This window comes from Dactylosporangium darangshiense, from assembly GCF_039537565.1.
GTDB classification, from domain to species: domain Bacteria; phylum Actinomycetota; class Actinomycetes; order Mycobacteriales; family Micromonosporaceae; genus Dactylosporangium; species Dactylosporangium darangshiense.
On the sequence record NZ_BAABAT010000015.1, the window covers coordinates 82,673 to 107,246 of the forward strand.

The 24,574-nt window shown below is 74.3% G+C and carries 24 protein-coding genes; 8 read left to right on the top strand and 16 right to left on the bottom strand.

Going from position 1 to position 24,574, the window contains the following annotated elements; translation table 11 throughout:
• Window positions 1-278: 278 nt before the first annotated feature.
• Entirely contained in the window at window positions 279-1,565 is a 1,287-nt protein-coding gene (locus ABD901_RS26535) for a DivIVA domain-containing protein (protein ID WP_345130239.1), read from the bottom strand.
• Window positions 1,566-1,818: 253 nt separating this feature from the next.
• Here ABD901_RS26535 and ABD901_RS26540 point away from each other — a divergent pair, with 253 nt between their 5' ends.
• Window positions 1,819-2,448 (top strand): DUF1707 SHOCT-like domain-containing protein, encoded by a 630-nt coding sequence (locus ABD901_RS26540; RefSeq protein WP_345130241.1) that lies wholly within the window; start codon window positions 1,819-1,821, stop codon window positions 2,446-2,448.
• Here ABD901_RS26540 and ABD901_RS26545 read toward each other — a convergent pair.
• The gene (locus ABD901_RS26545; protein WP_345130244.1) at window positions 2,445-4,430 is read right to left on the bottom strand and encodes a zinc ribbon domain-containing protein; all 1,986 of its coding nucleotides are present in this window, start codon (window positions 4,428-4,430) and stop codon (window positions 2,445-2,447) included. The two genes, ABD901_RS26540 and ABD901_RS26545, sit on opposite strands and share 4 nt — an antisense overlap.
• 124 nt (window positions 4,431-4,554) lie before the next feature.
• Between ABD901_RS26545 and ABD901_RS26550 the strand changes: the two genes are divergently transcribed.
• The gene (locus ABD901_RS26550) at window positions 4,555-5,196 is read left to right on the top strand and encodes an SIMPL domain-containing protein (protein ID WP_345130246.1); all 642 of its coding nucleotides are present in this window, start codon (window positions 4,555-4,557) and stop codon (window positions 5,194-5,196) included.
• Here the strand turns inward: ABD901_RS26550 and ABD901_RS26555 are convergent.
• The 10 genes from ABD901_RS26555 to ABD901_RS26600 all read right to left on the bottom strand — a co-directional run bounded on the left by ABD901_RS26555 (window position 5,193) and on the right by ABD901_RS26600 (window position 16,183).
• A complete protein-coding gene (locus tag ABD901_RS26555; protein WP_380139330.1) occupies window positions 5,193-6,026 on the bottom strand; it encodes a siderophore-interacting protein in 834 nt (277 codons plus the stop codon). The genes ABD901_RS26550 and ABD901_RS26555 overlap by 4 nt on opposite strands.
• 260 nt (window positions 6,027-6,286) lie before the next feature.
• Window positions 6,287-6,604 (bottom strand): thioredoxin, encoded by a 318-nt coding sequence (gene trxA / locus ABD901_RS26560; protein WP_345130250.1) that lies wholly within the window; start codon window positions 6,602-6,604, stop codon window positions 6,287-6,289.
• Window positions 6,601-6,972 (bottom strand): MerR family transcriptional regulator, encoded by a 372-nt coding sequence (locus tag ABD901_RS26565; RefSeq protein WP_345130252.1) that lies wholly within the window; start codon window positions 6,970-6,972, stop codon window positions 6,601-6,603. The genes trxA and ABD901_RS26565 overlap by 4 nt, the downstream gene beginning before the upstream one ends.
• Before the next feature lie 50 nt (window positions 6,973-7,022).
• Window positions 7,023-7,430, bottom strand: a complete 408-nt coding sequence (locus tag ABD901_RS26570; RefSeq protein WP_345130254.1) for an XRE family transcriptional regulator — start codon at window positions 7,428-7,430, stop codon at window positions 7,023-7,025.
• Between the two features lie 79 nt (window positions 7,431-7,509).
• Window positions 7,510-8,583 (bottom strand): MAB_1171c family putative transporter, encoded by a 1,074-nt coding sequence (locus tag ABD901_RS26575; RefSeq protein ID WP_345130257.1) that lies wholly within the window; start codon window positions 8,581-8,583, stop codon window positions 7,510-7,512.
• A complete protein-coding gene (locus ABD901_RS26580; protein WP_345130259.1) occupies window positions 8,570-9,061 on the bottom strand; it encodes a hypothetical protein in 492 nt (163 codons plus the stop codon). The genes ABD901_RS26575 and ABD901_RS26580 overlap by 14 nt, the downstream gene beginning before the upstream one ends.
• A gap of 34 nt (window positions 9,062-9,095) precedes the next feature.
• A complete protein-coding gene (locus ABD901_RS26585; RefSeq protein ID WP_345130261.1) occupies window positions 9,096-9,722 on the bottom strand; it encodes a hypothetical protein in 627 nt (208 codons plus the stop codon).
• A 77-nt stretch (window positions 9,723-9,799) separates the two neighbouring features.
• Entirely contained in the window at window positions 9,800-11,335 is a 1,536-nt protein-coding gene (locus ABD901_RS26590; RefSeq protein WP_345130264.1) for an FAD-dependent monooxygenase, read from the bottom strand.
• Window positions 11,336-11,418: 83 nt separating this feature from the next.
• The gene (locus ABD901_RS26595) at window positions 11,419-14,214 is read right to left on the bottom strand and encodes a helix-turn-helix transcriptional regulator (RefSeq protein ID WP_345130266.1); all 2,796 of its coding nucleotides are present in this window, start codon (window positions 14,212-14,214) and stop codon (window positions 11,419-11,421) included.
• A 118-nt stretch (window positions 14,215-14,332) separates the two neighbouring features.
• Window positions 14,333-16,183: an anthranilate synthase family protein gene (locus ABD901_RS26600; protein ID WP_345130268.1), complete on the bottom strand. Its 1,851-nt coding sequence runs from the start codon at window positions 16,181-16,183 to the stop codon at window positions 14,333-14,335.
• A gap of 90 nt (window positions 16,184-16,273) precedes the next feature.
• Here ABD901_RS26600 and ABD901_RS26605 point away from each other — a divergent pair, with 90 nt between their 5' ends.
• The 6 genes from ABD901_RS26605 to ABD901_RS26630 are packed head-to-tail and all read left to right on the top strand — an operon-like array spanning window position 16,274 to window position 21,782.
• Window positions 16,274-17,086, top strand: coding sequence for a 2-amino-3,7-dideoxy-D-threo-hept-6-ulosonate synthase (locus ABD901_RS26605; RefSeq protein WP_345130270.1), 813 nt, complete (start codon window positions 16,274-16,276; stop codon window positions 17,084-17,086).
• Window positions 17,083-18,183, top strand: a complete 1,101-nt coding sequence (locus ABD901_RS26610) for a 3-dehydroquinate synthase II family protein (protein ID WP_345130272.1) — start codon at window positions 17,083-17,085, stop codon at window positions 18,181-18,183. The genes ABD901_RS26605 and ABD901_RS26610 overlap by 4 nt, the downstream gene beginning before the upstream one ends.
• Entirely contained in the window at window positions 18,180-18,905 is a 726-nt protein-coding gene (locus ABD901_RS26615) for an amidohydrolase family protein (RefSeq protein WP_345130274.1), read from the top strand. The genes ABD901_RS26610 and ABD901_RS26615 overlap by 4 nt, the downstream gene beginning before the upstream one ends.
• On the top strand, window positions 18,902-20,152 hold the full coding sequence (locus ABD901_RS26620) for a phenylacetate--CoA ligase family protein (protein WP_345130277.1): 1,251 nt from the start codon (window positions 18,902-18,904) through the stop codon (window positions 20,150-20,152). Before ABD901_RS26615 ends, ABD901_RS26620 begins: the two co-directional genes overlap by 4 nt.
• The gene (locus ABD901_RS26625) at window positions 20,152-21,153 is read left to right on the top strand and encodes an FAD-dependent monooxygenase (RefSeq protein WP_345130279.1); all 1,002 of its coding nucleotides are present in this window, start codon (window positions 20,152-20,154) and stop codon (window positions 21,151-21,153) included. The genes ABD901_RS26620 and ABD901_RS26625 overlap by 1 nt, the downstream gene beginning before the upstream one ends.
• On the top strand, window positions 21,150-21,782 hold the full coding sequence (locus ABD901_RS26630) for an isochorismatase family protein (RefSeq protein ID WP_345130281.1): 633 nt from the start codon (window positions 21,150-21,152) through the stop codon (window positions 21,780-21,782). The genes ABD901_RS26625 and ABD901_RS26630 overlap by 4 nt, the downstream gene beginning before the upstream one ends.
• Before the next feature lie 69 nt (window positions 21,783-21,851).
• Here the strand turns inward: ABD901_RS26630 and ABD901_RS26635 are convergent, their stop codons facing one another.
• Genes ABD901_RS26635 through ABD901_RS26650 form a run of 4 tightly spaced genes read right to left on the bottom strand, consistent with a single transcriptional unit; the run spans window position 21,852 to window position 24,312 of the window.
• A complete protein-coding gene (locus tag ABD901_RS26635; protein ID WP_345130283.1) occupies window positions 21,852-22,400 on the bottom strand; it encodes a helix-turn-helix transcriptional regulator in 549 nt (182 codons plus the stop codon).
• A gap of 43 nt (window positions 22,401-22,443) precedes the next feature.
• A complete protein-coding gene (locus ABD901_RS26640) occupies window positions 22,444-23,130 on the bottom strand; it encodes a Crp/Fnr family transcriptional regulator (RefSeq protein ID WP_345130285.1) in 687 nt (228 codons plus the stop codon).
• Between the two features lie 4 nt (window positions 23,131-23,134).
• A complete protein-coding gene (locus ABD901_RS26645) occupies window positions 23,135-23,767 on the bottom strand; it encodes a class F sortase (RefSeq protein ID WP_345130287.1) in 633 nt (210 codons plus the stop codon).
• Complete coding sequence (locus ABD901_RS26650; RefSeq protein ID WP_345130289.1) at window positions 23,767-24,312, bottom strand: hypothetical protein; 546 nt, start codon at window positions 24,310-24,312, stop codon at window positions 23,767-23,769. The genes ABD901_RS26645 and ABD901_RS26650 overlap by 1 nt, the downstream gene beginning before the upstream one ends.
• Between the last annotated feature and the right edge of the window lie 262 nt (window positions 24,313-24,574).

Sequence of the window (24,574 nt, forward strand, 5' to 3'; positions counted from 1 at the left end):
CGCCGTTGCGACCCTGACGCCGGCTCGGGAAGGTGTGGTCGCCGGGCGATCGGACCTTCCACGTCGAGACCCTGCGCGAGGGCACCACGGCCCGGCCGAACGCCTGCGCCGAGCCGGAGCGGCTCCTCGTCGTCGGGCGCGCCGCTGCAGGTGTTGAGGGGGTTCGGGTGGAGCGAAGCTCCCCCGGGCGAGCGCAGCGAGCTTGAAACAGTGTCCGGACGGCGACGGCCCGCAGCCGGAATGTCGATGCATTCCGGGTGCGGGCCGTGGCGGCTGGGTCAGGCGTGCTCGGGCTCCTCGCGGCGCACGGCGGCGACGCGAGGGTCGGCGTCGGCGGCGCTGGTGCTGTCGGGCTGGGTCGGCAGGGACTCGGGGATCTGGCGGACCGGGGCCGGGACCTTCGGGTACTCGCCGGTGTCGGCGCCGCCCGCGGCGGCCGCCATGACGGCCGCGGCGGCCAGGTCGGCGACGCGCTTGGCCTCGCGCTGGACGCGGGCGCGGACCTCCTTGGCGTGCCGCTCGGCCGAGTCGGCGGCCTGGCGGGCGTGCTCGAGGCGGGTCAGCTCGCTCGTCAGGCTCTGCTTGGTGTCGGCCAGGCGCTGCTGGAGCTGGTTGACCTCGCGGCCCAGCGTCGTGGACTCGCGGCGGGCCTCGCCGAGCTGCGTCTGGGTCGCCTCCAGCTCGGTCTGCAGCTGGGCCAGGGCCTTCTGCCGGGCCTGGATGTCCTGCTGTACCACGGTCAGCTGCTGCTGGTGGCGCGCGTTCTCGTCCTCGGCCCGCTTGCGCACGTCCGAGGCGAACTTCTGCGCGTCGGCGTGCAGCGCGGCGTTCTTCTGGTCGGCGGCCTGGCGCTGCGTGGTCAGCTCGCGCTCCGTGGCGGCGCGCTGCTCGTTGAGGTCGCGGTCGCAGGCGGCCTTGAGCTCCTCGATCTCGCGCTGCGCGTTGGCCTTCCACTGGGCCAGTTCCTGCTGCGCCTGCGCGCGGCCGGCCTTGACCTCCTGCAGCACCTGCTGGCGGGCCGCCTCGGCGAGCGCGTCGGCCTCGGCGCGGGTCTTCTCGAGGTGCTCCGCGCTCTGTTCGTTGATGCGCTTGGCCTCCTGCTCGGCGCGCTCGTGCGCGGCCTCGCCGTCGGCGATGAGCTTCTCGGCCCGTTCCTTGGCCTCGGCGAGCACCTTCTCGGCGTTGGCCTGGTGCTCGGCCGCCTTCTGCTCGGTGTTGTCGATGATGACGCCGGCCTGCTTCTCGGCCAGGGCCAGGATCTGGTCGACCATCGGGCCGAGGTGGCGGAACGAGGCCCGGTCGACGCGGGCGGGGCGCTGGCGCACCTCGGCGACCTCGGCCTGCAGCTGCTTGAGCTGCGAGGTGAGGTCCTGGACCTGGTTGGCCAGATCCTGTGCCTGACCGGCGGCGCGCTTGCGCTCGGCGGTGAGGTTGTTGATCTGCCGGTCCAGCTGGTTGAGGTACTGGTCGACCTGGCGCTTGTCGTACCCGCGAACCTGCTGCGTGAAATTCGGCCGCGTGCCGGAGTCGTCGCGCTGTGTCAACAGATCCCCGCCGTGGGTCATGGTGGATCCTCCATACGATCGGGAAGCTTGTGACGCCGACGCTCACGGACGGTGGCATACGGGTCCGCCAGCACATCCAAAACGCTACCGAGCCCCTTGCGCAAGTCTTCGGTTTGGCAAGTGGTTGTTTCGGGCAGGATAAGCCCTGGGCCCGTTATGTTTGCATGTTTCAGGAAGTGTCCAGCCGAAAGCGGGCGATTCGCCGCTCTTCCCGGTGCGCCGGCGGGCGGGCGGTGGTCCTACGCTGGTCGCCATGGCCGACCTGCCCGAGCGTCTCGACCCCCGCCAGATGCGAGCCTCGGACGCCGATCGCGAGCGCGTCGCCGAGGTGCTGCGCACCGCAGCCGCCGAAGGCCGCCTCGACCTCGACGAGGTCGACGAGCGGCTGCACGCCGTCTATGCGGCCCGCACCTACGCCGAGCTCGAGCCCATCACCCGCGACCTGCCCAGCGCGCGCACGGCACCCGTGCCGATGGACGGCGTGCCGCCGCGGCCGGGCGAGGTGCCCTCGACCGGCACGGCCGTCGCCGTCATGAGCGGCTTCACGCGCCGCGGCCCGTGGGTCCCGCCGCGGCTGTTCACCTGCTTCGCGTTCTGGGGCGGCGGCACCGTCGACCTGCGCGAGGCGCGCATGCTGCACGGCGAGATCAAGATTCGCGCGTTCGCGGTCATGGGCGGCGTCTCGGTCATCGTCCCTGAGGACGCCGAGGTGCACGTGACGGGCGCCGGCCTCATGGGCGGCTTCGGTCACGATGCCGCGGGACCGGGCCGCCACGGCGCGCCGCGCATCGTGGTCACCGGCTTCGCCTTCTGGGGCGGCGTCGCCGTGGAGCGGCGCCGCCGCAAGCGCCGCGCGGTCGAGGGGCGTGACGGCGACTCCTAAGAGTTGAGTCGAAACTCGTGGTCTGGCCCCGGGCGGGGCCTGTCCGGGCTGGTGGCGTGGTCCGCGCGTGGTCCCGGCAGCAGGCTGCCGTCGCTCATCGGGGGTTGCGCCACCAGTGGTGTGACCGTTTCGCCGGCAGAGGCCACACCGCTGGTGGGTGTGGCTGCCGCCCCTACCACCGCCCCAGCGGACGCTGGATTGGGAGCGGGTGCGGTTGACCGGCGCAGGGCCTCTTGCTGCCCTGTAAGACGTTGCCGCAGCGCGGCTCGCAAGGTTGCATCGATGAACGCTGACCCGGGCACGTTCGGGTCGGTGAGGCGGACGCAGGCAGCCATCGCCGCCGCGACGAGGTCGCGGTCGCCGACCAGCCCGCACTGTGGGCAGTGGTGGGTGCGTTGGGCGAGTGGCTTCTTCGCACGGTGCCCGCACGGGCACTGCTGTGACAGGGCCGTCTGCTGGGTGCCGGCCCGCTGGAGACGTCCGCCGGCGGCAACGCATTCGCGGGCGAGCGCAGCGACGAGCATGCCGGGCGAGAACAGGGCGATACCGCGTCCCCACATCCGCGCCCACGCCCGCATGTCCAGGTGTTCGACGGTCAGGTGCGGGCCGTGGGCCTGGATGACCCGGACGGCGACGTCGCGGGCGCGGGCCTGTTTCGCCTGCGTCGCGGATCGTCCCGCGGTCGCGTGCTCGGCCCGGGTCCGCCGGTACGACGGGGTCAGCACGTCGTACCGGTAGGCGCGTTGCGGGCGTCCAGCCGCGTCCGCGACCCGCGGGCCGGTCGGCGTGTCTACCCGGCGTTCCGGCAGGCCGGCGGCGTCGCGCCGGTCGGCGCGGGCCTGCTCACGGGTCGAGAGCCGGTACTGGTCCCGGTTCGCATTGCGCCGGGACCGGTCCAGGGCCTTCTGCCGACGGCGGGCGGTCAGACGATCCTGCTCCGCGGCGGCCCGCTGCTCGGGGGTCACCAGCACCTGATCCACCGCCAGGCCGCCGGCGATGCTGGGATCGGCGGGCATGGAGACGATCGCGAGGTTGGACACGTTCCCGTCCACTCCGCCGGTGCGACCTTGGGCAGCGAGGAGCCGCTGGGCGTGCACGGCCGGGCTGGTCCAGCCCTCGCCGAGGATCATCAGATGCGCGGAGTACCGCCACCCGCCGGGGGCTTTCGAGTCTTCGACCCGGACCAGGTCGATCTTGTGCCACCGGCTTGGGCCGGCGAGGAAATGCTCCAACCGCGGCCACTGCCCGGCGCCCTGCGGCAGGCGGACGGGTAGGACCACGTCGTCGCCGGCCCCGGTGAGCACAACCGTGAGCGGACCGTGGTAGGCCCACCATCCGGACTGGCCCTCGGGACGGGCCGCAGTGGGCAGGGTCTTCGGCTGCGACAAGGCCGACCCGGGCCGGGTTGCCGCGTACGCGGCCTGATGCTCGGCCAGGGAGCCGACGAGGCGGAAGGTTTCCCAGGTGCGGGGCTTGGTGTGGCTGCGGGCACGGCCGGGGATGCGGGTCGAGTCCCACCATGCGCCGACGCTCGGCGGCCCGTGGCGCTGGCCCGTCCGGTCCGGGAACAGGTGCCGGTCGCAGGTTGCCCAGACCTCGTCCGCGAGGTGCATCGCGAGGGCCTTGGTCAGATGATGCCGAAGCCAGCCCGACCGCTCGACGTGCTCGGCAGCGGCCCCTTCCAGGGCTTTGCGGGACAGCCCGAACCGCTGACGGGCCCGGGCCGGCCCAACCTGCTCCCGCAACCGGTGCGCAGCCCAGTACGCGGCCACCCGATCGCGAGCCTGCCGCTGCACGGCCCGGCGCAATGCATGGACCGCGGTGAACAACCCCTCCACCCGGTTGCGGGTAGCCGGGGCACTAGCGTCAACCTCCAGGCGGATCACGGCGACAGGGGCGTGTTCCTCACGGCGCCAGTTCCTGACCTTGGACTTGCCCCGGGTCCGGCGAACCGGCGCGGACACCAGCACAACGTCGGGCATGCTGGCCACCTCCCGCTCGCGTCCGGAACCCTACGGTTGATCCATCGGCAGGACTCATCATAGAACTCACGTACGACAGGTTCCGTCGCCGACAACCTACGACCCAAGTCCTAGGCTGCACGTCATGACGACGGTGGCAGTGCGAGGCGAGTCGGTACGCGAGGTCGAGCCCGAGCTCGCCGAGTTCACGGTGGTGACGGGCGCGCGGGACAAGGATCGGCAGGCCACGCTCGAACGGCTGCGGGAGCGCGCCGACGCCCTGCGCCAGTACCTCGACCGCTTCGGCGAGGGGATCGAGAAGCGGGAGACGGGCGGGCTGCACGTCTATCCGGAGGCGGGCCGGCGGGGGGAGCGCGTCACGGCGTACAACGGCAGCGTTTCGACGACGGTCACCGTCACGGACTTCGCGGCGCTGGGCGAGATGATGCTCGCCGTGGCCGGGCGGGACCAGACGCAGGTCCACGGCCCGAACTGGTCGCTGCGCCCGGACAGCCCGGTGCACAAGGAGGCGCGGGCGGCCGCGGTCACCGACGCCATCGCGCGGGCCCGCGAGTACGCCACCGCTCTCGGCGCCGAGGTCCTCGAGCTGATGGAGCTGGCCGACCCGGGCCTGAGCGGCGGGCGCTACGAGGCGCAGTCGGCCTACCCGGCCTACCGGGGGTTGAGCAGCAAATCAGCGGCGGCGGAGCTGCAGCTCGATCCGCAGCGCCAGCGGGTGTACGCCGCCGTCGAGGCGCGGTTCACCATCACGAGCCCGACCCTCTAGGCCGACAGCGCGGGCTCCTGCTCGGCCTCGATCTGGGCGTTCCAGGCGCGCTTGGAGGCCTGCCAGCCGTCCTCGTCGTGCCCGAGCCGCCAGTAGCCGGAGACCGACATCCGCTCGCGCGGCATGCCGCGCTCGATGCGCAGGTAGCGGCGCAGCTCCTTGACGAACGCGGCCTCGCCGTGGACGAAGGCGTGCACGTCCGATGGGTTGGCGCCGGCCGGGAAGGGGTGGGCCAGGACCGCCGGCACCAGCAGCGAGCCGATGGGCCGGCCGCCGCGGTACAGCCACGTCACGCCCGGCACGTCCTGCCGGTCGTCCGGGTCGCCGATCTCGACGAACGCCGCGCACGCGGCCCCGGCCGGCACGCGGGGCAGCGCGGCGGCGATGGCGGGCAGGGCGCTCTCGTCGCCGGCGAGCAGGTGCCAGCCGGCGGCGGGGTCGGGCGAGTATGCCCCGCCGGGCCCGCCGAAGTGCAGCGGGTCGCCGGGCCGGGCGCGCACGGCCCAGCGGGCGGCGAGCCCGGTGTCGCCGTGCAGCACGAAGTCGAGGGTGAGCTCGCCCGCGGCCGGGTCCCACTCGCGCACCGTGTAGGTCCGGGTGACCGGCCACTGCTCCCGCGGCATCGTGGCGCGGGCGGCGGCGGGGTCGAACGGCTCGTCGTAGCGCACCCCGTCCCGCGGGAACATCAGCTTGACGTAGTGGTCCGTGTACTCGCCGACGGCGAACCGCGACAGCCCGTCGCCGCCGAGGACGACGCGGTGCATGTTGGGCGTCAGGCGCTCGGTGCGTACGACGCGGCCGGTGTGAATCTGCGGGGCGGACACAGTGATCAGGGTAGTCCGCCGCGCGCCCGTCGCCCCGGGTCAGGTTGGTCACGGTGCCCAGGTCAACCGGATACCAATCAAAGTCACACCGACGAACCACCCAGATCAAAGCGCGGTCAGGGCGCCGGAGTCCGATTGCAGAGTGCGCTGAAACGCCGATAAGTCATGATGCCTGGCGGCATCATGACTTATCAGATTTATCTCCTGCCAGGGTATAAGTCCGAAAAGTCGTGGCGCGGAGCGCCCGACTTTTCGAGAAGCAGAGGTCAGAGAGCGGCGTCGAGTTGCTCGCGGAGCTTGGCCTTCGGGCGGGCGCCGACGTGCTGGGAGACGACCTCGCCGGCGCGGAACACCGCCAGGGTCGGCATGGCCATCACGCCGTAGGTGCGGGCCGTCAGGGGGTTGTCGTCGGCGTTGAGCTTCACGATGCGCGCCCGGCCCTCGTACTCCGCGGCCAGCTCGTCCAGCATCGGGGCGATGCGGTGGCACGGCGGGCACCACTCGGCCCAGAAGTCGACGAGCACCGGTACGTCGCTCTTGAGCACCTCCGCGGCAAAGGTCGCGTCGGTCACCTCGGTCGTCATGAAGGGGTCTCCAGTTCCTGTTCGATGGCGTGCGCCAGTTCCCGCTCGACCAAGGCCCGCGCGGCCTGCAGGCGGGCGATGCACCCGTCCAGGTCGGCGAGCTTGCGGCCGAGCACCTCGATCGAGCCGGGGCACTCGGCCCCGCTCGCCCGGCCCGAGCGCAGGCACTCCACGAACGGGCGGGTGTCCTCGAGGTTGAAGCCGATCTCCAGCAGCGAGCGGATCTCGCGGACCAGGCGCAGGTCGGTCTCGTCGTACTCGCGGTAGCCGTTGGACGTGCGACGGGCCGCGAGCAGGCCGTGCTGCTCGTAGTAGCGCAGCGCCCTCGTGCTCGTGCCGGTACGCTCCGCCAGCTCGCCGATCCGCATGTCATCGACGGTAAACCTTGACGCTGATGTCAAGGCCAGTGTGAACAGGGCTACTCGGACAGGCCCTCGATGCGCCGGGCGTGCTCGATCATGCCGTGGATCGCCTCCAGGCTCGGCGCCGACAGGCCCGCGGCCCGCAGTGCGACCGCCCGCACGGCGCTGTCGCGCAGCGCGGCGAGCAGGTCCAGCTGCTCCTCGATGCGCTGCACCGTCGCCGGGTCGTCGTCGAGGAAGTACGCGGCGTTGACCCCGAAGAACTCGGCCAGGGCCTCCAGGTGCCGCTTCGTCGGGTTGTCGCGCAGGCCCTTACGCAGCTGCCAGACGTACGTGTGCGAGATCATCACGCCGCGCTCGCGGATGGCCGCGGCGACCTCCTCGTACGTGTACTCGCCGCGGTCCGCGGGGTGCATGGTGCGAAACAGCCGGTCAAGCTTGCCCGCCAGTGACGGTTCACTCATCGCATCAACCCTTGACAATCCCACCTGCTCGGTGGAAATCTCCATCATAAGCTCAGATTTATGGGGCTACGGCGCGCTATCAACTCAGGTTGAGGGCGGGGGGACCGCCGGGTGGATCGTTGTGGCCAAGATGCTCGGCGTCGAGGTTGTCGACGGGGGTGGCCACAACGCTTCCTTCCCGCAGCAGGGCGCGCGCCTGCTCGTCCAGCGTCGCCTCCGTCGACGGGGCGTGCGCGACCAGGCCGAGCTCCCACTGCGCGTCGCGAATCTCGATGATCCGCCGGTACAGGCGCAGGTCCACGCTGCGCAGCGCCAGCACGTCCGTCAGGCGGCCCGGCGGGTCGCCCAGCACGACGTGCGGTACCGACGACACCAACGACGCCCACAGTGGACGCAGCCGCTGCAGCGCCGCATAACGGCCCGCCCACCGCCGCAACCCGCCCAGCGCCGGCAGCGCCGCCCCCGCCGCGAACAACAGCAGCATCGCCGCCAGCAGGCTGCGCGACGCGCTCTCGGCGGCCTGGCCGTTCAGCGCGTCGCTGCCCAGCGCGTTGCTGACCTGGAACGCCACCCGGTTCGCCATGAACAGCAGGCCGACGACCGCGCCCGCGGTGAGTAGGCGCAGGCCCAGCCGCAGCGACCCGCGCCCGGCCCGGCCGGCCGCCGGATGGAACAGCACCAGGCAGCACGCCAGGCCGACGAACAGGCCGAACTGCGTCAGCACCGAGTACGCGGTCACCAGCGGCGTGCCGGCCCGCTCCGCCACGAAGTCGCCGCGCGCCGGGTCCCGCGGCACCAGCACGAACAGGACCACCATCGCCGAGCCGGCCGCCGCCAGCAGCGCATACGCCAGCCGGCGCAGCCGGGGACGGTCGGCCGCGGGCCCCGGCAGCAGGCCGGTGAGGTGCACCATGGCCGCGGATGCCGCCACGGTCGCCAGATTCTTCAGCGGTACCGAAACATCGGCCACCTGCAGCAGCCGGTCCGTGGCGAACGAGATCTCGCGGCGGTTGACCGTGAACGAGAGCGTGACCAGCAGCGCGACGAGGCGCACCGCCCGGCCGCGCGGCGTCTGCGGCGTCGCGAACCGCCAGATCGTGAACGCCCAGAACGCGGCCAGGACCAGGAACTCGAGCGTGTCAGCGAAGGCCATGCGCCGGCCTCGGGATCAGCGCCTCGTGCAGGCCCTGCAGCAGCGGGTCGGCGGAGCGCGGCTCGGGCGCGCGCAACGCCCGGCCGCTGATCATCGTCGCGATCATCTCGGCGACCTGCTCCTGGGGCGCCGAGTAGGTGGAGCGGCGCAGCACGCGGGCGACGGTCGACGGGTCGAGGTCGGGCAGGACGAGGCCGGGCGCGCGGTGGTCGCACAGGATGTGCCCGACCTCGTGCAGGATGATGTGCCGGCGGTGCATCGGGTCGGTGCCCGCGGCGAAGAAGACGTGGTCGGCCGTGTCGGTGGCCAGCCACAGCCCGCACGGCGCGCCGGCCGGTGCGGGCTGTGGATGCAGGTGCAGGTCGCGGCCGCGGCGGGCGGCGACGTAGGACAGGAACGCGGACAGCTCGAACGGCTCCGGCACCTCGACGTCCGCGATCAGGCGCCGGCACTGCCGCTCCAGCCGTCGCAGTCGCACGCCGCCAGACTAACGGCCCGGCGGCGCATCGACGTCAGGCGGTGCGCCGCAGGTAGTCGGTGAGCTGGTTCGCGGCGCGCACCGCGGCCAGGCGGCCGTTCCAGATCAGCATCAGGTCCTCGACCGCGCACGCCGGCGGTGCGAAGTTCAGCGCCGCGGCGAGCTGCGGGTTGAGCCGCGCCCACTTCGCCAGCGAGTCGGTGACCTCGGCCTCCAGGGCCTCGGCCGACATCGGGCCGGCGGCGGTGACGGCGTCGAGCATCCGCTCGCGAAACGGCCAGTACGACCAGACCTTCGCCTCGTCGAGCAGTTGCGCCACGGCGTCGGGGCGGCGGTAGTACAGGGCCAGCTGGATCGAGTCCATGCGCCCGTCGTTGATGAACGCCTCGATCAGAGGGTGCCGGGCGTGTGCCCCGGCGACCTCGTAGAACGTGCTGCGGCTGCCGTTCGGCGCGGCCGCCTCCACGATGCTTTTCCACGTCAGCTGGGCCGTCGGCGCGCCGGCCACGAGCGTGGCGACGGCGCGGAAGTACACCGTCTTGGTCCGCCAGTGGCTGCGCTTGGCGGCCGGGTTGGCCGACAGCCGCCGGTGCCACCGGCTCGTGACCGTGTTGTTCAGGTCCGGGCTGGCCGTCAGGGGCGCCAGGGTCGTATTGCTCATCGGTCCTGTCCTGCCTGTCGGAGGTGCTGGGGTCCTCCGAGCCTCGCCTCCGGAGGCAGGCCGCCGGTATCACGTATTCACGTGGTCTTGCCGCTGACCAGGTCGAGCACGGCGTTCCAGTCGTTCGGCGGGGCGTCGGCGCACCACGCGACGTGCCGGTCCGGGCGCACCAGCGCCAGGTGCCGGTCCCAGCCGGCCCGCACCGCCGCGTCCGCGACCGGCAGGTGCCGCACCGGGATGCCGCGCGCCGCCGCCGCGGCGGCGAGCTGGGCGCCGGCCCGGTCGCCGGTGAGGTCGACGAGGGTCAGCTCGGGGCCGAAGCGGTCGGCGAGCGGGCCTCCGCCGTCCAGCCGCACGTCCGGGGCGCGCCCGCCGGGGCGCACGGCCGAGTGGGCCGCGCCGTCGTGCCAGACCACCGCCGACGTCGCGTGCCGGGCCGGCAGCGCGCCCGCGTCGGGGCGGTGCGCCTCCTGCCGCAGCAGCCCGGCCAGCAGTTCCGGCGCGGCGCCTGCGGCGTTGAGCCGGCCGAACCGGCGGCGGGTCTCCAGCGCACGCGCGAGCAGTTCCCGGTCGAGCAGGGCGAGCGGGCGCCGCTCCGACTCGTAGCTTTCCAGCAGGCCCGGGCCGCCCCAGCCGTTGATCGCCGCCGCGAGCTTCCAGCCCAGGTCGACGGCGTCGGCGAGGCTCGTGTCGGCGAGCTCGCCGGCCGGGTGGAAGCGGTGGGCGGCCTCGCCGGCCAGGAACACCGGGCCGCGGCGGTAGGCGGCGGCGACGGCGAGCGCGTCGTCCCACTCGGCGACGGCGATGACCTCGGGCACGTCCAGGCCGCTGCCGAGCCGGGACCGCAGCATCGCCACCGGGTCGGTGGTCACCGGCTCGTCGGCGCCGACCGGCAGGTGCGCCACCCAGCTGTCGCCGTTGCCGCGGCTCACGCTGGTCAGCCCGCCGACGACGACGGTGCCGCGGCGCCGGTCGGCGGCCGGCAGTCGCGGGTCGGCGCTGCGGAAGAACACCGAGCAATATTGAACGGCCGGACTGTGCCCATTGATGAGCCCATCCATCGGGACCTCGAGGCAGCGCCGCACCGTGCTCTGCGCCCCGTCGCAGCCCGCGAGGTGCCGTGCCGCGACGGCGTGGCGCGCGCCGGAGCGCACCTCCAGCATGTTCGCGACCGCGCCGCCGGGCTCGATGCGCAGCCCGGTGAACGTCCAGCCCTCCCGCAGCTCGACCAGCGGGTGCGCGCGCAGCTCGTCGCGCAGCCGCCTGGTCAGCTCGGCCGCGGCGATGCGCAGCTGCGCCCCGGCGTCGGCCGGCCCCGGCGAGACCAGCAGCGGCTCGTCGTCCAGGCGGGTGCGCCATTCGACGCCGTCGGGGCCGTCGTCCGGCCCGGCGCCGGCGCCGTGCCGGCGGACCAGGTCGGCGAGGCCCAGGCGGCGCAGCAGGTCTACCGCGTGGCCGGTCAGCCGGTCGACGCCGGGGTGGCGTGGCGGCGCGATGGCGCGCTCGACGACCAGGCACGGTACGCCGTGGTGTGCCAGCTCCAGCGCGAGCACCGCGCCGGTCGGGCCGGCCCCGACCACGAGTACCTGGGTGCGCAGCGTCGGCGTCGGCACCGGTACCTCCCCATGGCTTGCCAGCGGCGGCGACCACCGCGTCGCCACACGCCCATGCTGGAGTCCCGGCCCGGCCGCGTATATCACGTGTTCAAGCGGTCTTCCGGGTTCAAGCGGTCCCGCATCACGAGGTTGGCCAGCTCCACCCGGCCGCGGATGTCGAGCTTGGCGAAGATCTTGCGCAGGTGGCTGTCGACGGTGTGCCGCGACAGGTGCAGGGAGCTGGCGACCTGCCGGTTGGTGAGGCCGTCGGCGACGAGCAGCGCGACGCCCCGCTCGGCGGGGGTGAGCTGCTGCAGCGGCGACCCGGCCCGGAACACCGGCGCCTCCGCGGGCGCCTTCGGGCCGCCGAGGGAGAACTCGAGGCGGCGGCGGGCCCGCTCGGCCCGGCAGTCGGTGACGATCGCGATCGCCTCCGCCGCCCAGGCGCGGCCCTGCTCGGTGTCCTCGGCGCCGAGCGCCGCGTCCTCGAGGGCCGCGGCGAGGGCGAGCCGGCGCGGGGTGCGCCGGAAGCGTTCGACGGCGCCGCGCAGCATCCACGGGTCGCCGGTGAGCACGCCCTCGGCGTGGTCGGCCGCGGCGGCGAGGGAGATCACGCCGGGGTTGCGTTCGGCGAGGCCGCGGGCGGCGGCGACGGCGAGGCGGGCCCGGTCGGTGTCGCCGGCCCGGGCGGCGATGTGCACCAGCTGCGCCGCCGCGGCCGGGTCCTGCGCGATGAGGACCGGCCGTTCGGGCAGGGCGTCGTACATGCGCGCGAGCGTGCCCAGCGCCGCGTCGGGGCCGGCGATCGCCTCCTGCAGCACCGCCTCGGCCCACACGACGTCCTCGGGCGCGGCGGTGATGCCGGTGGCCGTGCGCCGGTGCATGTGCGCCAGGTGCGCCTGCGCCTGCGGCAGGTCGCCCTGCTGCACGGCGATTCTCGTCAGCGTTCCCAGCAGTGGTACCGCGAGTGCGTACGCCGTCAGGTTCAGCGCGACGGCCACACCGGCCTCGGCCTCGGCGGCCGCCTCGTCGAGGTGCCCGCGGGCGGCGTGCACCCCGGCCTGGTAGTAGTGCCACAGCGGCGTGGACCAGGCGGTGCCGAGCCGCTCGGACTCCTTGCGGCCGCGGCGGTAGGTCTCCTCCGCCTCGTCGAGCCGGTCGAGGGCCGCCTGCGCGCTGCCGAGCCAGATGCGCGGGTGGCGGTGCGCGGCGTCGCCCCGGACCCGGTCGGCGATGCCGGTGGCCCGCTCGGCGTGCGCGTGCGCGTCGTCGAGGCGGCCCTGCGCGTGCGCGACGAGGCTGCGGGCGGTCAGCCCGAACACCGACGCGGCGCACTCGCCGGCGGCGATGCCCGTGGCCGTGGCGGCCTCGCCGTCGGTGTCGGCGCCGGCGAGGTCGTCGCTGTAGAAGCGGGCGTGCGCCCGGATCGCGTAGAGCTTCGCCCGCACCGTCTCGGGCACGTCGGGGTTGGCCAGGGCGCGGTCGGCGTACTCGACGGCGGTGCGGTTCTGCCCCGCGTGCTTGAACGCCTCGGCGAGGCCGAGCAGCAGCATCGCCTCGGTGCGCGCGTCGAGCCCGCCCCGCAGTGCCGCCTCGCCCAGGTCGTGCGCCTTCTCCAGCCGCCCGGCGGAGGCGAGCAGCCCGACGGCGTCGGCGACGAGTGGCGTGCGGCCGGCGTCGTGCTCGCCGAGCACGTCCAGGGCGTGCACGATGAGGTCGGCGGCGGTGCTCGGCGCGGCCGGCGCGACCTCGAGGGCGGACTCGTGCAGGATCGTGACCGCCTCGCGGCTGCCGGAGCGGCCGGTCTTGAGCAGGTGCTCGGCGACCTCGACGGGCGAGCGGCCCTCGGCGCGGGCGACGGCCGCGGCGAGGCGGTGCAGCATCGTGGCGACGGCGCCGTTGAGCGTGCCGTACACCGCCAGGCGCACCAGGTCGTGCACGAACCTGAGCTCGTCGCCGTGCGGGACCAGCACCCGCGCGGCGGTGGCCTCCCGGATCTGCTTGAGCAGCGTCGCCGGGCGCACTTCGAGCAGCTGGGCGACGCCCTCGACGCTGAACGGCCGCCCGAACACCGACGCGGCCTGCAGCAGCTCCTGGGCGTCGCTGGACAGCCCGTGCAGCATCTGGTCGACGATCGTGATGAAGCTCGAGGGCAGCTCCTCGCCGACGACGGTGGCGATGCCGTCGGCGACGACCAGCTGCCCGGTCATGTGCAGGGTCCGGACCAGCTGCTCGACCTGCAGCGGGTTGCCGTCGCAGCCGCCGGCCAGGGCCAGCACGGTGTTGTCGACGTCGGCGCCGACGACCTGGGCGCACAGCCCGCGCACCGCCTCGTCGTCGAGGGTGCCCAGCGTGACGTGCTCGTGCCCGTCGCGCACGAGCCGCTCCATGAGCTGCTGCCCGGGCGTGCCGGCCGGCGCGGGCCGGTGTGCGAAGAGCCACCGCACGGGCGAGGACGCGAGGGCGGGCACGAGCTCGGCGACGGCCAGGGCGGACAGCTCGTCCATCCACTGCGCGTCGTCGATCGCGATGACGAGGGGGCGCACGGCGGCGTAGTCCTCCAGCGCGGCGCCGAGGCGTTCCAGGGTGCGGTACTGCGCGTCGTCGTCGCGCAGCCAGCCGATCGCGGGCTGCGCCGGGCGCAGCTGCTGCAGCGCCGAGGCGAGCGTGATCAGCGGCGCCGCCCGGTCCAGCTCGAACGCGGCCCGCGCGGCGATCGCCACCCCGCGCTTGCCGGCGCACTGCGTGGCGACCTGCATGAGGTGCGACTTGCCGATGCCCGCCGGCCCGGTCACGACGGTGCAGCCGCCGAAGCCCTCCGCGGCCCCGGACACCGCCCGGCGCAGCACGGCCAGCTCACGGTCGCGGCCGAACGTCGACGTCGTCAGCAGAATCACCCTTGCGGTCCGGAACGGCATTGCGGTCTGTCGTGATTCTCGCGGCCGTTGAAGATCGACTTGAACAGCCTTTCGGGTGACCCGGGCGAACCCGGACGGCATCGGCCGACAGGCCGATTTAGGCCAGCTGGGGCCCGCCCGTCGGCGGCTCGAGGATTTCGGACAGCAGCCGGCGCAGAATCGCCGGGCCACGCTCGGTCAGCACGGATTCGACGTGGAACTGTATTGACCGCGCTCGTGTCATACGCATTGCGTGCACGGCGCCGGTGCGCGCGTCCCGCAATATCCGGATCCGCTCCGGTGTGCCGTCACGCACGGTTGTCACATGAAGGGTATTCATTCGATGTCCGGGTGCGTCGCTCACCGCGACGAACGTGTTGTAGAAGCCGACCCGGCCGAATCCGGGAATGCTTCGCGGCAGCCCCTGCGCCGGTTGTGGCAGGCGGCGGATCGCCAGCCCGCACTCGTCGGCGAGCACCTGGTGGCCGAGGCAGACGGCGAGCATCGGGGTGCGCTCGGCCAGCAGCCGCCGCACGATCGTGTGCAGCCCGTCGATGCGCGGGTCGTCGCGGTCGCGGGGGTCGCCGGGGCCGGGGCCGACGACGACCGCGTCGTAGCCGTCGCGCAGCTTCGTGTCGACGTCGACGGCGAGCCCGAGCGCCTCGGTGAGCCGGGCCAGCATCGCGGTGAACGCGTCCTCGGCGTCGACGATCAGCACCCGCCCGGTCAGCGGCGGCAGCGACACGGGCCGGCCGAGCCAGAACGGCGACAGGCCCGCGTTGCGCCTGCGCAGCGCGCGGGTCGACGGCGCCAGGGCGGGCTCTGGGTGTACCGATGCGGGCTCCTGATCCGCGCCCAGGGCGGTGAGCAGGGCCGCGGCCTTGGCCCGGGTCTCGGCGGCCTCCCCGTCCGGGTCGCAGTGCCGCACGAGCGTGCCGCCGACCCCGACGACCACGCCGCCGTCCGCGTCGATCTCGGCGGTGCGGATGATCAGCGCCGAGTCCAGCGTGCCGGGGCCGATGAGCGCGACGGCGCCGCCGTAGTAGCCGCGCCCGGCGCCCTCGCGGGCCGCGACCGTGCGGCAGGCGGCCGCGAGGGGGCTGCCGGTCACCGTCGGGGCCGGCATGGTCGCCCGCAGCACCTCGCGCGGGCCGAGGCGGGTCGGGCCGTCGACGACGTACTCGGTGTGCGCCAGCCGCGACATCGGCCGCAGCCACGGCCCGCGCAGCCGGGCGCCGCCGTCGCAGAACGCGGCCATGGTCTTGAGCTCCTCGTCGGCGACCATGAACAGCTCCTCGACCTCCTTGCGGTCGGCGAGGAAGCGGCGCAGCCCGCGTGCGGTCGGTCCGCCGGGCGGGTAGCGGTAGGTGCCGGAGATCGGGTTCATCGCCGCGACCCCGCCGGCCAGCCGCGCCTGGCACTCGGGCGTCGCGCCGATCAGCGTCCGGCCGTGGCAGTGCACCAGGAACGTCCAGTAGGCGCCGCGCTCGGCCAGCAGCAGCCGGCGGAACACCGCGAGGGCCGCGCGCCGGGTGAAGCCCGGGATCCGGGCGCGGTAGGCGCGGCGGATCACGAAGTTGGATCCGGTACCGCGGCCGATGTCCTCGGCGAGCACGTCGCGCACGATGCCGGCGTACTCGGCGTCGCTCGTGTCGAACCCGCCGTCGACGATCCGGGTCGCGTCGCGCGGCAGCTCCCGCAGCGCCTCGTCCAGGTGCAGCTCGGTCCGCTCGGCGACGGCGAAGGCCAGCAGCGGCGCGCCGTCCTCGACGCACGGCAGCCCGCGCTCGGCGATCGCCCGGTACGGCAGCGCCGCCACCACCTCGCCCGCCCGCTCGGGGTCCTCCGCGTTTGCGAAGCCGCCCGGGGCGGGCAGGTCCGGCAGCGGCGGGCCGGCGAGGACTTCTACGCGGTCGCCGCGGCACAGCAGCGCGAACGCCTCGGCGTGCGCGATCCGGTCCAGCATCATGGCGGCCACGCTGCCAGCACCCCCGCGCGGCCGGCCACTACCCATTGAGGTAGTGGGCCGTGCACCGCGGCGTGGCTAGCGTCCGGAGGCGTGGCTCACAACGACACCTTTGCCCGCCGGGTGCGGCTGGACCGGCTGTACCGCAACGGAACCGGCGGCCTGCTCGTCGTGCCGCTGGACCATCCGATCAGCGGCGCGCCCGTTATCCACAGTGGACGTACGGGCAGCCTGGACCGGCTCGTCGGCGAGCTCGCCGCGAACGGCGCCGACGCGGTCGTGCTGCACAAGGGCGCGCTGCGCCACGTGGCGGCGCGCCGCTTCCGCGACCTGTCCCTCATCGTGCACCTCTCGGCCGGCACCGGCCTGTCCACCGACCCCGACGCCAAGGTGCTCGTCTGCGGGGTGACGGAGGCGCTGCGGCTGGGCGCCGACGCGGTCAGCGTCCACGTCAACGCGGGCGCGGCGAGCGAGGACCGGCAGCTGGCCGACCTCGGCGCCGTCGCCGGCGAGTGCGAGCGGTGGGGCGTGCCGCTGGTGGCCATGGTGTACGCCCGCGGCCCCGGCATCGCCGACGGGCGCGCACCGCGGCTCGTCGCGCACGCCGCGGCCATCGCCGCCGAGCTCGGCGCCGACCTCGTGAAGACCTCGATGCCGCGCGCGGTCGCCGACCTCGAGGTGCTCACCGCCGGCTGCCCGATCCCGATGCTCGCCGCCGGCGGCGACGCCGCCGACGGGCCCGCCGCGCTGGCCCACCTGGCCGACGCGATGCGGGCCGGCGCCGGCGGGATCGCCGCCGGGCGCCTGGTGTTCAACGCCGCCGACCCGGGCGCGATGCTGCGCCGCCTCGCCGCCCTCGTCCACGACCGCGCCCTCACCCGACCCTTGAAGGGAATCTCACAGTGAAGCAGTGCTGGCTCGACATCCGCGCCGCCAACGGGCTCAAGCCCGCCCTGTGCCAGGAGGCGATCCACCGCGGCTTCGACGCGATCGTCGCCGCGGACCCGGCGGACCTCGCCGGCCTGCCGCCGACCGTGACCCGGGTGCTGCTGCCCGGCGCCGAGCTGCCCGACGGCTTCGGCGACGCCGACCTCGTCGTGCTCGACCGGCGCGTGCACGGCGAGTCGGCCCGCCTCGCCCAGCACCACCCGGGCACCCGCTTCGGCCGCTACGTCGAGGTCACCGACGCCGAGAGCCTCGCCGACGCCTGCGAGAGCGTCTGCCAGGACCCGTGCACGGTGCTGCGCTTCGCCGACCCGACCAACATCCCGCTCGAGATCGTCCTCGCCGCGGCCGCCGACGCGCACGGGCTCATCATCACCACCGTCGAGCGGGCCGAGGAGGCGCCGGTGTTCCTCGGCGTGCTCGAGCACGGCCCCGACGGCGTGATGCTCGCACCGTCCGCGCCCGGCGAGCCGGGCCGGCTCAAGGACGCCGTCGAGGAGCGCACCGCCGACCTGGAGCTGGTGGAGCTGACCGTCACCGCGGTCACGCACGCCGGTATGGGGGAGCGGGCCTGCGTCGACACGTGCACCTACCTGGCCAAGGACGAGGGGATCCTGGTCGGGTCACGGGCCAAGGGCCTCGTGCTGTGCGTCAGCGAGACGCACCCGCTGCCGTACATGCCGACCCGGCCGTTCCGGGTCAACGCCGGCGCCATCATGTCGTACACCCTGGCCGGCGGCGGCCACACGCGCTACCTCAGCGAGCTGCGCGCCGGCAGCGTCGTGCTGGCCGTCGGCGCGGACGGGCGCACCCGCCCCACCGTCGTGGGCCGGGTGAAGATCGAGACCCGGCCGCTGCTGTCCATCGACGCCGTCGCCGACACCGGCGAGCCGGTCAACCTGATCGTCCAGGACGACTGGCACGTGCGCATCCTCGGCCCGGGCGGCGCGGTGCTCAACTCGACCGCGCTGCGGCCCGGCGACCGCATCCTCGGGTACCTGCCGCAGCGGGAGCGCCACGTCGGGTACCCCATCGACGAGCTGTGCTACGAGCAATGATCTTCGACTTCCACGCCCGGCTCTCGCCCGGTCTCCTCGGTGCGCTGGACGAGGCGGGCATCGAGCGGGCCGCGGTCTGCGCCGGCGGGCTGGTCGACCTCGACCGGCTCTCCGCGCAGATCGACGACGGCGGGCGGAGCGAGGCGCGGGCCGACAACGAGGGGGTGCGCCGGGCGTGCGAGGCGTCCGGCGGCCGGCTCGTGCCGTTCTTCTTCGCCGACCCGTGCCGTGACGCCGACGCCTATGCGGCGGCGGCGTCACGGTTCCGGGGCCTGGAGATCTCCCCGGCCGTGCACGGCTTCCGCCTCGACGAACCCGGAGTCGACGCGCTTGCCGAGACCGCCGCGGTGACGGGGCACCCCGTGTACGTCGTCTGCCTCGGCCGCCCCGGCACCCGGGCCGTCGACCTGGCCGCGCTCGCCGGCCGCCACCCGGCCGTGACGTTCGTGTCCGGCCACTGTGGACACACGGGCCTCGACGCGTCCGGGCTGAACGTGCTCGCCGGGGTGCCGAACACCTGCGTCGAGATCTCCGGCTGCTACACCGCCGTCGCCCGCCTCGCCGTGGCGCGGCTGGGCGCCGCGCGGGTCCTGTTCGGCACCGAACATCCGCTGCAGCACCCCTCGGTCGAGGTCGCGAAGCTTCGTCACCTCGGCCTCCCGCCCGCCGACCTCGCGCTGGTCGCGTCGGGCAACGCTCTGCGACTCTTGGGGGAATCATGAACCTCGGTGACTGGCAGGACTTCGACGGCCTGGCCCGGCTCCAGCGCGACCGGCTGCCCGCCGTGCTCGCCGCCGCCGAACGCTCGCCCTTCTACCGCAAGCGCGGGGTGGCGGACCTCGCGGAGCAGCCGCTGACGACCAAGCAGGACCTGCGCGACGCCTACCCGTTCGGCCTGCTCGCCTGCGACCGCGCGGACCTCGCCACCTACCACGAGTCCAGCGGCAGCAGCGGCGAGCCGACCGCGTCGTACTACACCGAGGCCGACTGGGACGACCTCGCCGAACGCTTCGCCCGCAAGTGGGTCGGCATCACCGCCGAGGACACCATGATGGTCCGCACCCCGTACGCCCTCATGATCACCGGCCACCTCGCCCACGCCGCCGCGCGCCGCCACGGCGCCACCGTCGTGCCCGCCGACAACCGCTCCCTCGCCACCCCGTACTCGCGGGTCGTGCGCCTGCTGCACGACCTCGGCGTCACGCTCACCTGGTCGCTGCCGACCGACACGCTGCTGTGGGCGGCCGCCGCGCGGGCCGGCGGCTACCGGGACTTTCCGTCGCTGCGCGCCCTGTTCGTCGGCGGCGAGCCGGTCGGCCCCGCCCGCAAGGCCCGCATCGCGCGGGTCTGGGGCGCGCCGGTCGTGGAGGAGTATGGCGCCACCGAGACCGGCAGCCTCGCCGGCGAGTGCGAGCGCGGCACCATGCACCTGTGGGCCGACCGGGCCGTCTTCGAGGTCCAGGACCCGGCGACGGGCGAACTGCGCCCGGACGGCCGCGGCCGGCTGGTCGTCACGCCGCTGTTCCGCGAGGCAATGCCGCTGCTGCGCTACGCCATCGAGGACGAGGTGGAGGTGTCGTACGCCGAGTGCCCCTGCGGCTGGCACCTGCCCGCGGTCCGCCTGCTCGGCCGCGCCGCCTTCGCCGTCGGCGGGCTCACCCAGCTCGGCCTCGAGGAGCTCGTCTTCGCCCTGCCCGAGGAGTACGGCGTCTGGTTCTGGCGCGCCCGCGCCGACGGCGCTCGGCTGCGCGTCGAGATCGAGGTCCCCGACCGCTGGCGCGCCGCCGCCGTGCACGACCTGACCGCCGCGCTGCGGGCGGCCTTCCCCGGCGTCGAGCCGCTCGTCGCACCCGTCCCGGCCGGCGGCCTGGTCCCGTTCTCCCTGCTGACCGCCCAGGCCGAGGTCATGAAGCCCCGCGGCCTGTTCGGCGCAGGCGAGGACTGGGACTCGGCGCTGCGGTACTACTGATGGACGCCGTTTCCATCGCCGGCGGCGGCGTCGGCGGCCTGACCGCGGCCCTCGCCTTCGCCGCCGGCGGCGTGCCGTGCACGGTGCACGAGCGCCGCCCGGCCCCCGCGCCCGGCGGCTTCGGCATCCAGCTGCCGCCCAACGCGACCCGCGTGCTCTTCGGGCTCGGACTTGGCCCCGCTCTGGAGAAGGTGTCGGTCCGCCCGGCCGCGCGCGAGATCCGCCGCTGGTCCGACGGCGCCGTGCTGGGCCGGATCCCGCTCGGCGAGGCCGCCGAGGCGCGCTACGGCGCCCCGTACCTGACCCTGCGCCGCGCCGACCTCCTCGGTGTGCTGTCGGACGCCCTCGCACCCGGCACGGTGCGCCTCGGCTCGCCCGTCGACGGTTCGTTCCGCCCGCCCGGGCTGCTCGTCGGCGCCGACGGCCTGCACTCCTCGGTCCGCGGCGCGCTGTGGGCCGACGAGCCGCACTACATCGGGTACACGGCCTATCGGGCGCTGCTGCCGCTGCCGCCCGACCCCGGGCCGCCGGTCGTCACCGTGTGGCTGGGCTCCGGCCGGCACGTGGTCGCCTATCCCGTCCCCGGCGCCCTCAACCTCGTTGCCGTCACCGCCGGCCCGCTGGAGGGCGCCTTCGAGTCCTGGCACGCTCCGGTGCGGGACCTGGTGCGGGCGGCGGCGCCCGCGACGCAGCACGCGCTGTTCACCCGGGATGCGCCGCCGGCCTGGCAGCGGGGCCGGGTCGTCCTGCTCGGCGACGCCGCGCACCCCATGCCCCCGTTCCTGGCCCAGGGCGCCGCCCAGGCCATCGAGGACGCCGCGGCCCTGGCCCTCGACCTCGACGGCTACGAGGCGGCGCGCAGGCCCCGGGTCGAGCGGGTCGTCGCCGCCAGCGTCGCCGGCGGCCGTGAGTATCACCTTCCCGACGGGCCCGAACAGCGCCGGCGGGACGAGCGGATCGCGGCCTCCGGGCTGCCCGACCAGGATTGGCTGTACGCATGATCCCGACCATCGCCCCGTACCCCATGCCCACCCCCGCCCGCTCGGGCCCCGCACCGTGGCGCGCCGACCCGCGCCGCAGCGTGCTGCTGATCCACGACATGCAGCGGTACTTCGTGGACCGCTTCCCCGCGGACCGCTCACCCGGCCGCGAGCTGCTCGCGAACGTCGCCGCCCTGCGCACCGCGTGCGAGGCGCTCGGCGTGCCGGTCCGCTACACGGCGCAGCCCGGCCGCATGACCCGCGCCGAGCGGGGCCTGCTGCACGACGTGTGGGGCCCCGGCATGACGGACGACGAGTCGAGCCGCGGCATCATCCCCGCCCTGGCGCCCGCTTCCCCGGACGCGGTGGTGACGAAGTACCGCTACAGCGCCTTCCACCGCACGGGGCTGGCCGCGACGATGCGGGACCTGTCGCGCGACCAGCTCATCGTGTGCGGCGTCTTCGCCCACCTCGGCTGCCTGCTGACCGCCTGCGACGCGTACGCACACGACATCGAGCCGTTCCTGGTCGCCGACGCGATGGCCGACTTCACGCCGGAGGATCACGCGATGGCCCTGGACTTCGCGTCACGCAGCTGCGCCGCGACGCCCACGACGTCGACGGTCCTCGCGTGGCTGGACTCCTCCTGATGCGGATTTGGGGGATTTATCCGGCCGCTGGCGCGTCCAGATAAATCCCCCAAATCCGGCATTTATCGATCATCGAGCGCTGCGGGCCAGGGACGCGAGCTCGACCCGCGACGTGATGCCGAGCTTGTGGAAGATCCGCCGCAGGTGGTAGTTGACCGTGTGCCGTGAGCGGCCGATGCGGGTCGCGATCTGCTGGTTCGTCAGGGCCCGGCCGACCAGGCGGGCGATGTGCAGCTCCTGCTCCGTCAGCGCCTCCCAGCCCGGCGGCGCAACGGTCGCCACCGATGAGGGTCGCGAGCGGTCCGTGGCGTGCCGGTCGGACCGGTGCGGCAGCACTGCCAGTTCCGCACGCAGGGCGGCGGCCGCCGGACGGCAGACGGTGGCGGCGACTGCCGCGTGTACCACGGGATGGCTGAACTCGAGGCGCTCCTCGCCGCTGACGAGCAGGCCCGATGCGATGGCCTCCTCGAGGGCGGGCAGCAGCTGAGCGGTGCCGCAGCGCATCAGGCGAGCGAGCTCGAGCACGCCGAACTGCGGGCCGATCGCCGAGGCCACCTGCAGGAGGCGGCGGGCGGGGGCGGACAGGGCGCAGATGCGTGCCGCGACCGTGTTCTGCATGCTGTCGATCCTGCGGCGGGCGGCGCGGCGAGACCGGGTAGAACTAGGGGGTTCCGGGGTCCAGTTCCGCCAATGTGCGCATGCCGGCCGGGTCGAGGATCGTCAGGCGGCGGTAGCCGGTGCTCAGCAGGCCGCGGCGGCGCAGCTCCTGGATGGCCTTCTGTACCGTGGCCTGGGCTATGGCGATCATCGTCGCGAGCTCCGGCTGGCTCAGCGGCACGCCGATCTCGACCCCGCCGCCGGGCGCCGGGCGCCCGCACAGCTCGGCGATCTCGACGAGGAGGCGGGCCAGGCGGACGTGCGCCGGGTACACGGCGAAGTCCGTCCGCCGCCGGTTCGCCCACCGCAGCTGATCGGCGAGCGACGTGGTGACCAGCGCGGCGGCGCCCGGGTGGCGGCGCAGGAACGCCTCGAACTCGGCCCGGTTGAGCACCCCGGCGTCGACCCGCCCGCACGCGGTCACGGTGGCGTTGCGCGGCGCGCCGGTCAGCGCGCCGACCTCGCCGACGAGCTCGCCGGGCGCCCGGATGCCCAGCAGCGTCTCGAACCCGTCGACCGACGTCGTCACCTTCACGAACCCGCTGAGGATCAGCTCGAGATGGGTGTCGCGGTCGCCCTCGCGCAGCACCACCCGCCCGGGCGCGAACTGCCGCTGGACGCTCAGGCCGATCAGCTCCTTGGCCGTCGCCTCGGGCAGGCCGCCCAGAAACGTTCTCGGGTTCCAGTTCATGCGGTCAGTCTGACGGCTCCAACCGGGCATAGACGAGGATATTGCCCCGGTATTCGTGCCGCGCGTGGTCGAACGTGCCCCCGCACGTCACGAGCCGCAGGGCCGGATAACCCACCGGCCCATAGACGTCGTCCGTCGGAAAATCCGTCTTCGGTACCTCCACCACGCGCTCGACCACGAACACCGCGGCACCGCCGTCCGCGCGCCGCACGGTCGCCCGGTCGCCGGGCCGCAGCTCACGCAGCCGGTAGAACACCGCCGGCCCGTCGTGCGCCGTGTCCACGTGCCCGAGGATGACGGCGGGCCCGACCTCGCCGGGCGTCTTCAGGTTGCGGTACCAGCCGGCCGGCGCATCCGCGCGCAGCGGTGGAACCTCGACGGTGCCATCGGGGTTGAGGCCCAGCTCCATGAGCGGCGTGTTCACCCCGATCACCGGGATCTCCAGGCGCACCGGCTTCGAGGCCGCACGTGATGCGGCGACGGCGGGGGACAGCGCGACGGAAGGCGACGGCGCGGCGGCCGCGGCCGGGCGCTGCGGCGGTGCCGGCGGCGGCGCGGGGGAGGCGCCGATCACCAGCATGGTCAGGCCGCCGGCCGCGATCACGCCGATCGCCGCGTCGAGGACGAACCGCCGCATCAGCCCTCGCCGGTCCGTGGACGCAGGCGGAACACCAGCAGGGCACTCGCGCCGAGGAGCAGCACGATGCCGAGGCCGGCCAGCAGCGGGCTGCGCATGCCCAGGCCGTCGCCGCCGCCCGTGTGCGGCGCACCCGTCGGCGCCGCCGGCCGCGTCGAACCGGGCGTCGTCCCCGGCCGCGTCGTCGCCGGTGTCGTCGCGGGCTGCCTCGTTGCCGGTGTCGTCGCGGGCTGCGTGGTGCGGGTCGCGGTCGCGGTGCCGGCGGCACCGAGGCCCGCACCGGCCGAGCGGCCGTCCGCCGTCGCGCCGCCCCCGGGGGCCGTGGTCCCGCCGCCCGGGGCGGAGCCGGCGCCCGACGGGCCGGTGCGCTCCGGCGCGGCCGTGCTCGACGCGCCGGGCGCGGCGTCGCCGCCCCCGGTGCCGGAGCCGTTGTACTGGCAGTAGGCCAGCAGCGCCAGGAGCATCACGATCAGCGCCGCACCCCCCGCCGCGACGGCTGTGCGGTTGTCGCGGCCGGTGGCGCGCCGCCGTCCCGGATCGGTCATCGGTCCGCCCCTCCCGAGCTGGCGCCGAGAAATCCCTGGTGGGTTCGAGTGTGGTACCCAACGGCCACCGCACTATAACGATCAATGACCCGTCCGGGTGGTGGGCACGAGCGCCCCGACCGAGGCTTGCAACGACGCGTGCAAGTATTTCTCTATTTAAGTCAGTATCTTGCGCGCACATGTCGAGCGGGTTACGGTTCCGTCGACCCCTGGAGCCCCGCCAACCTCCGGAGTCCGCCATCCCTCCCTGCCCGCCGCCCGG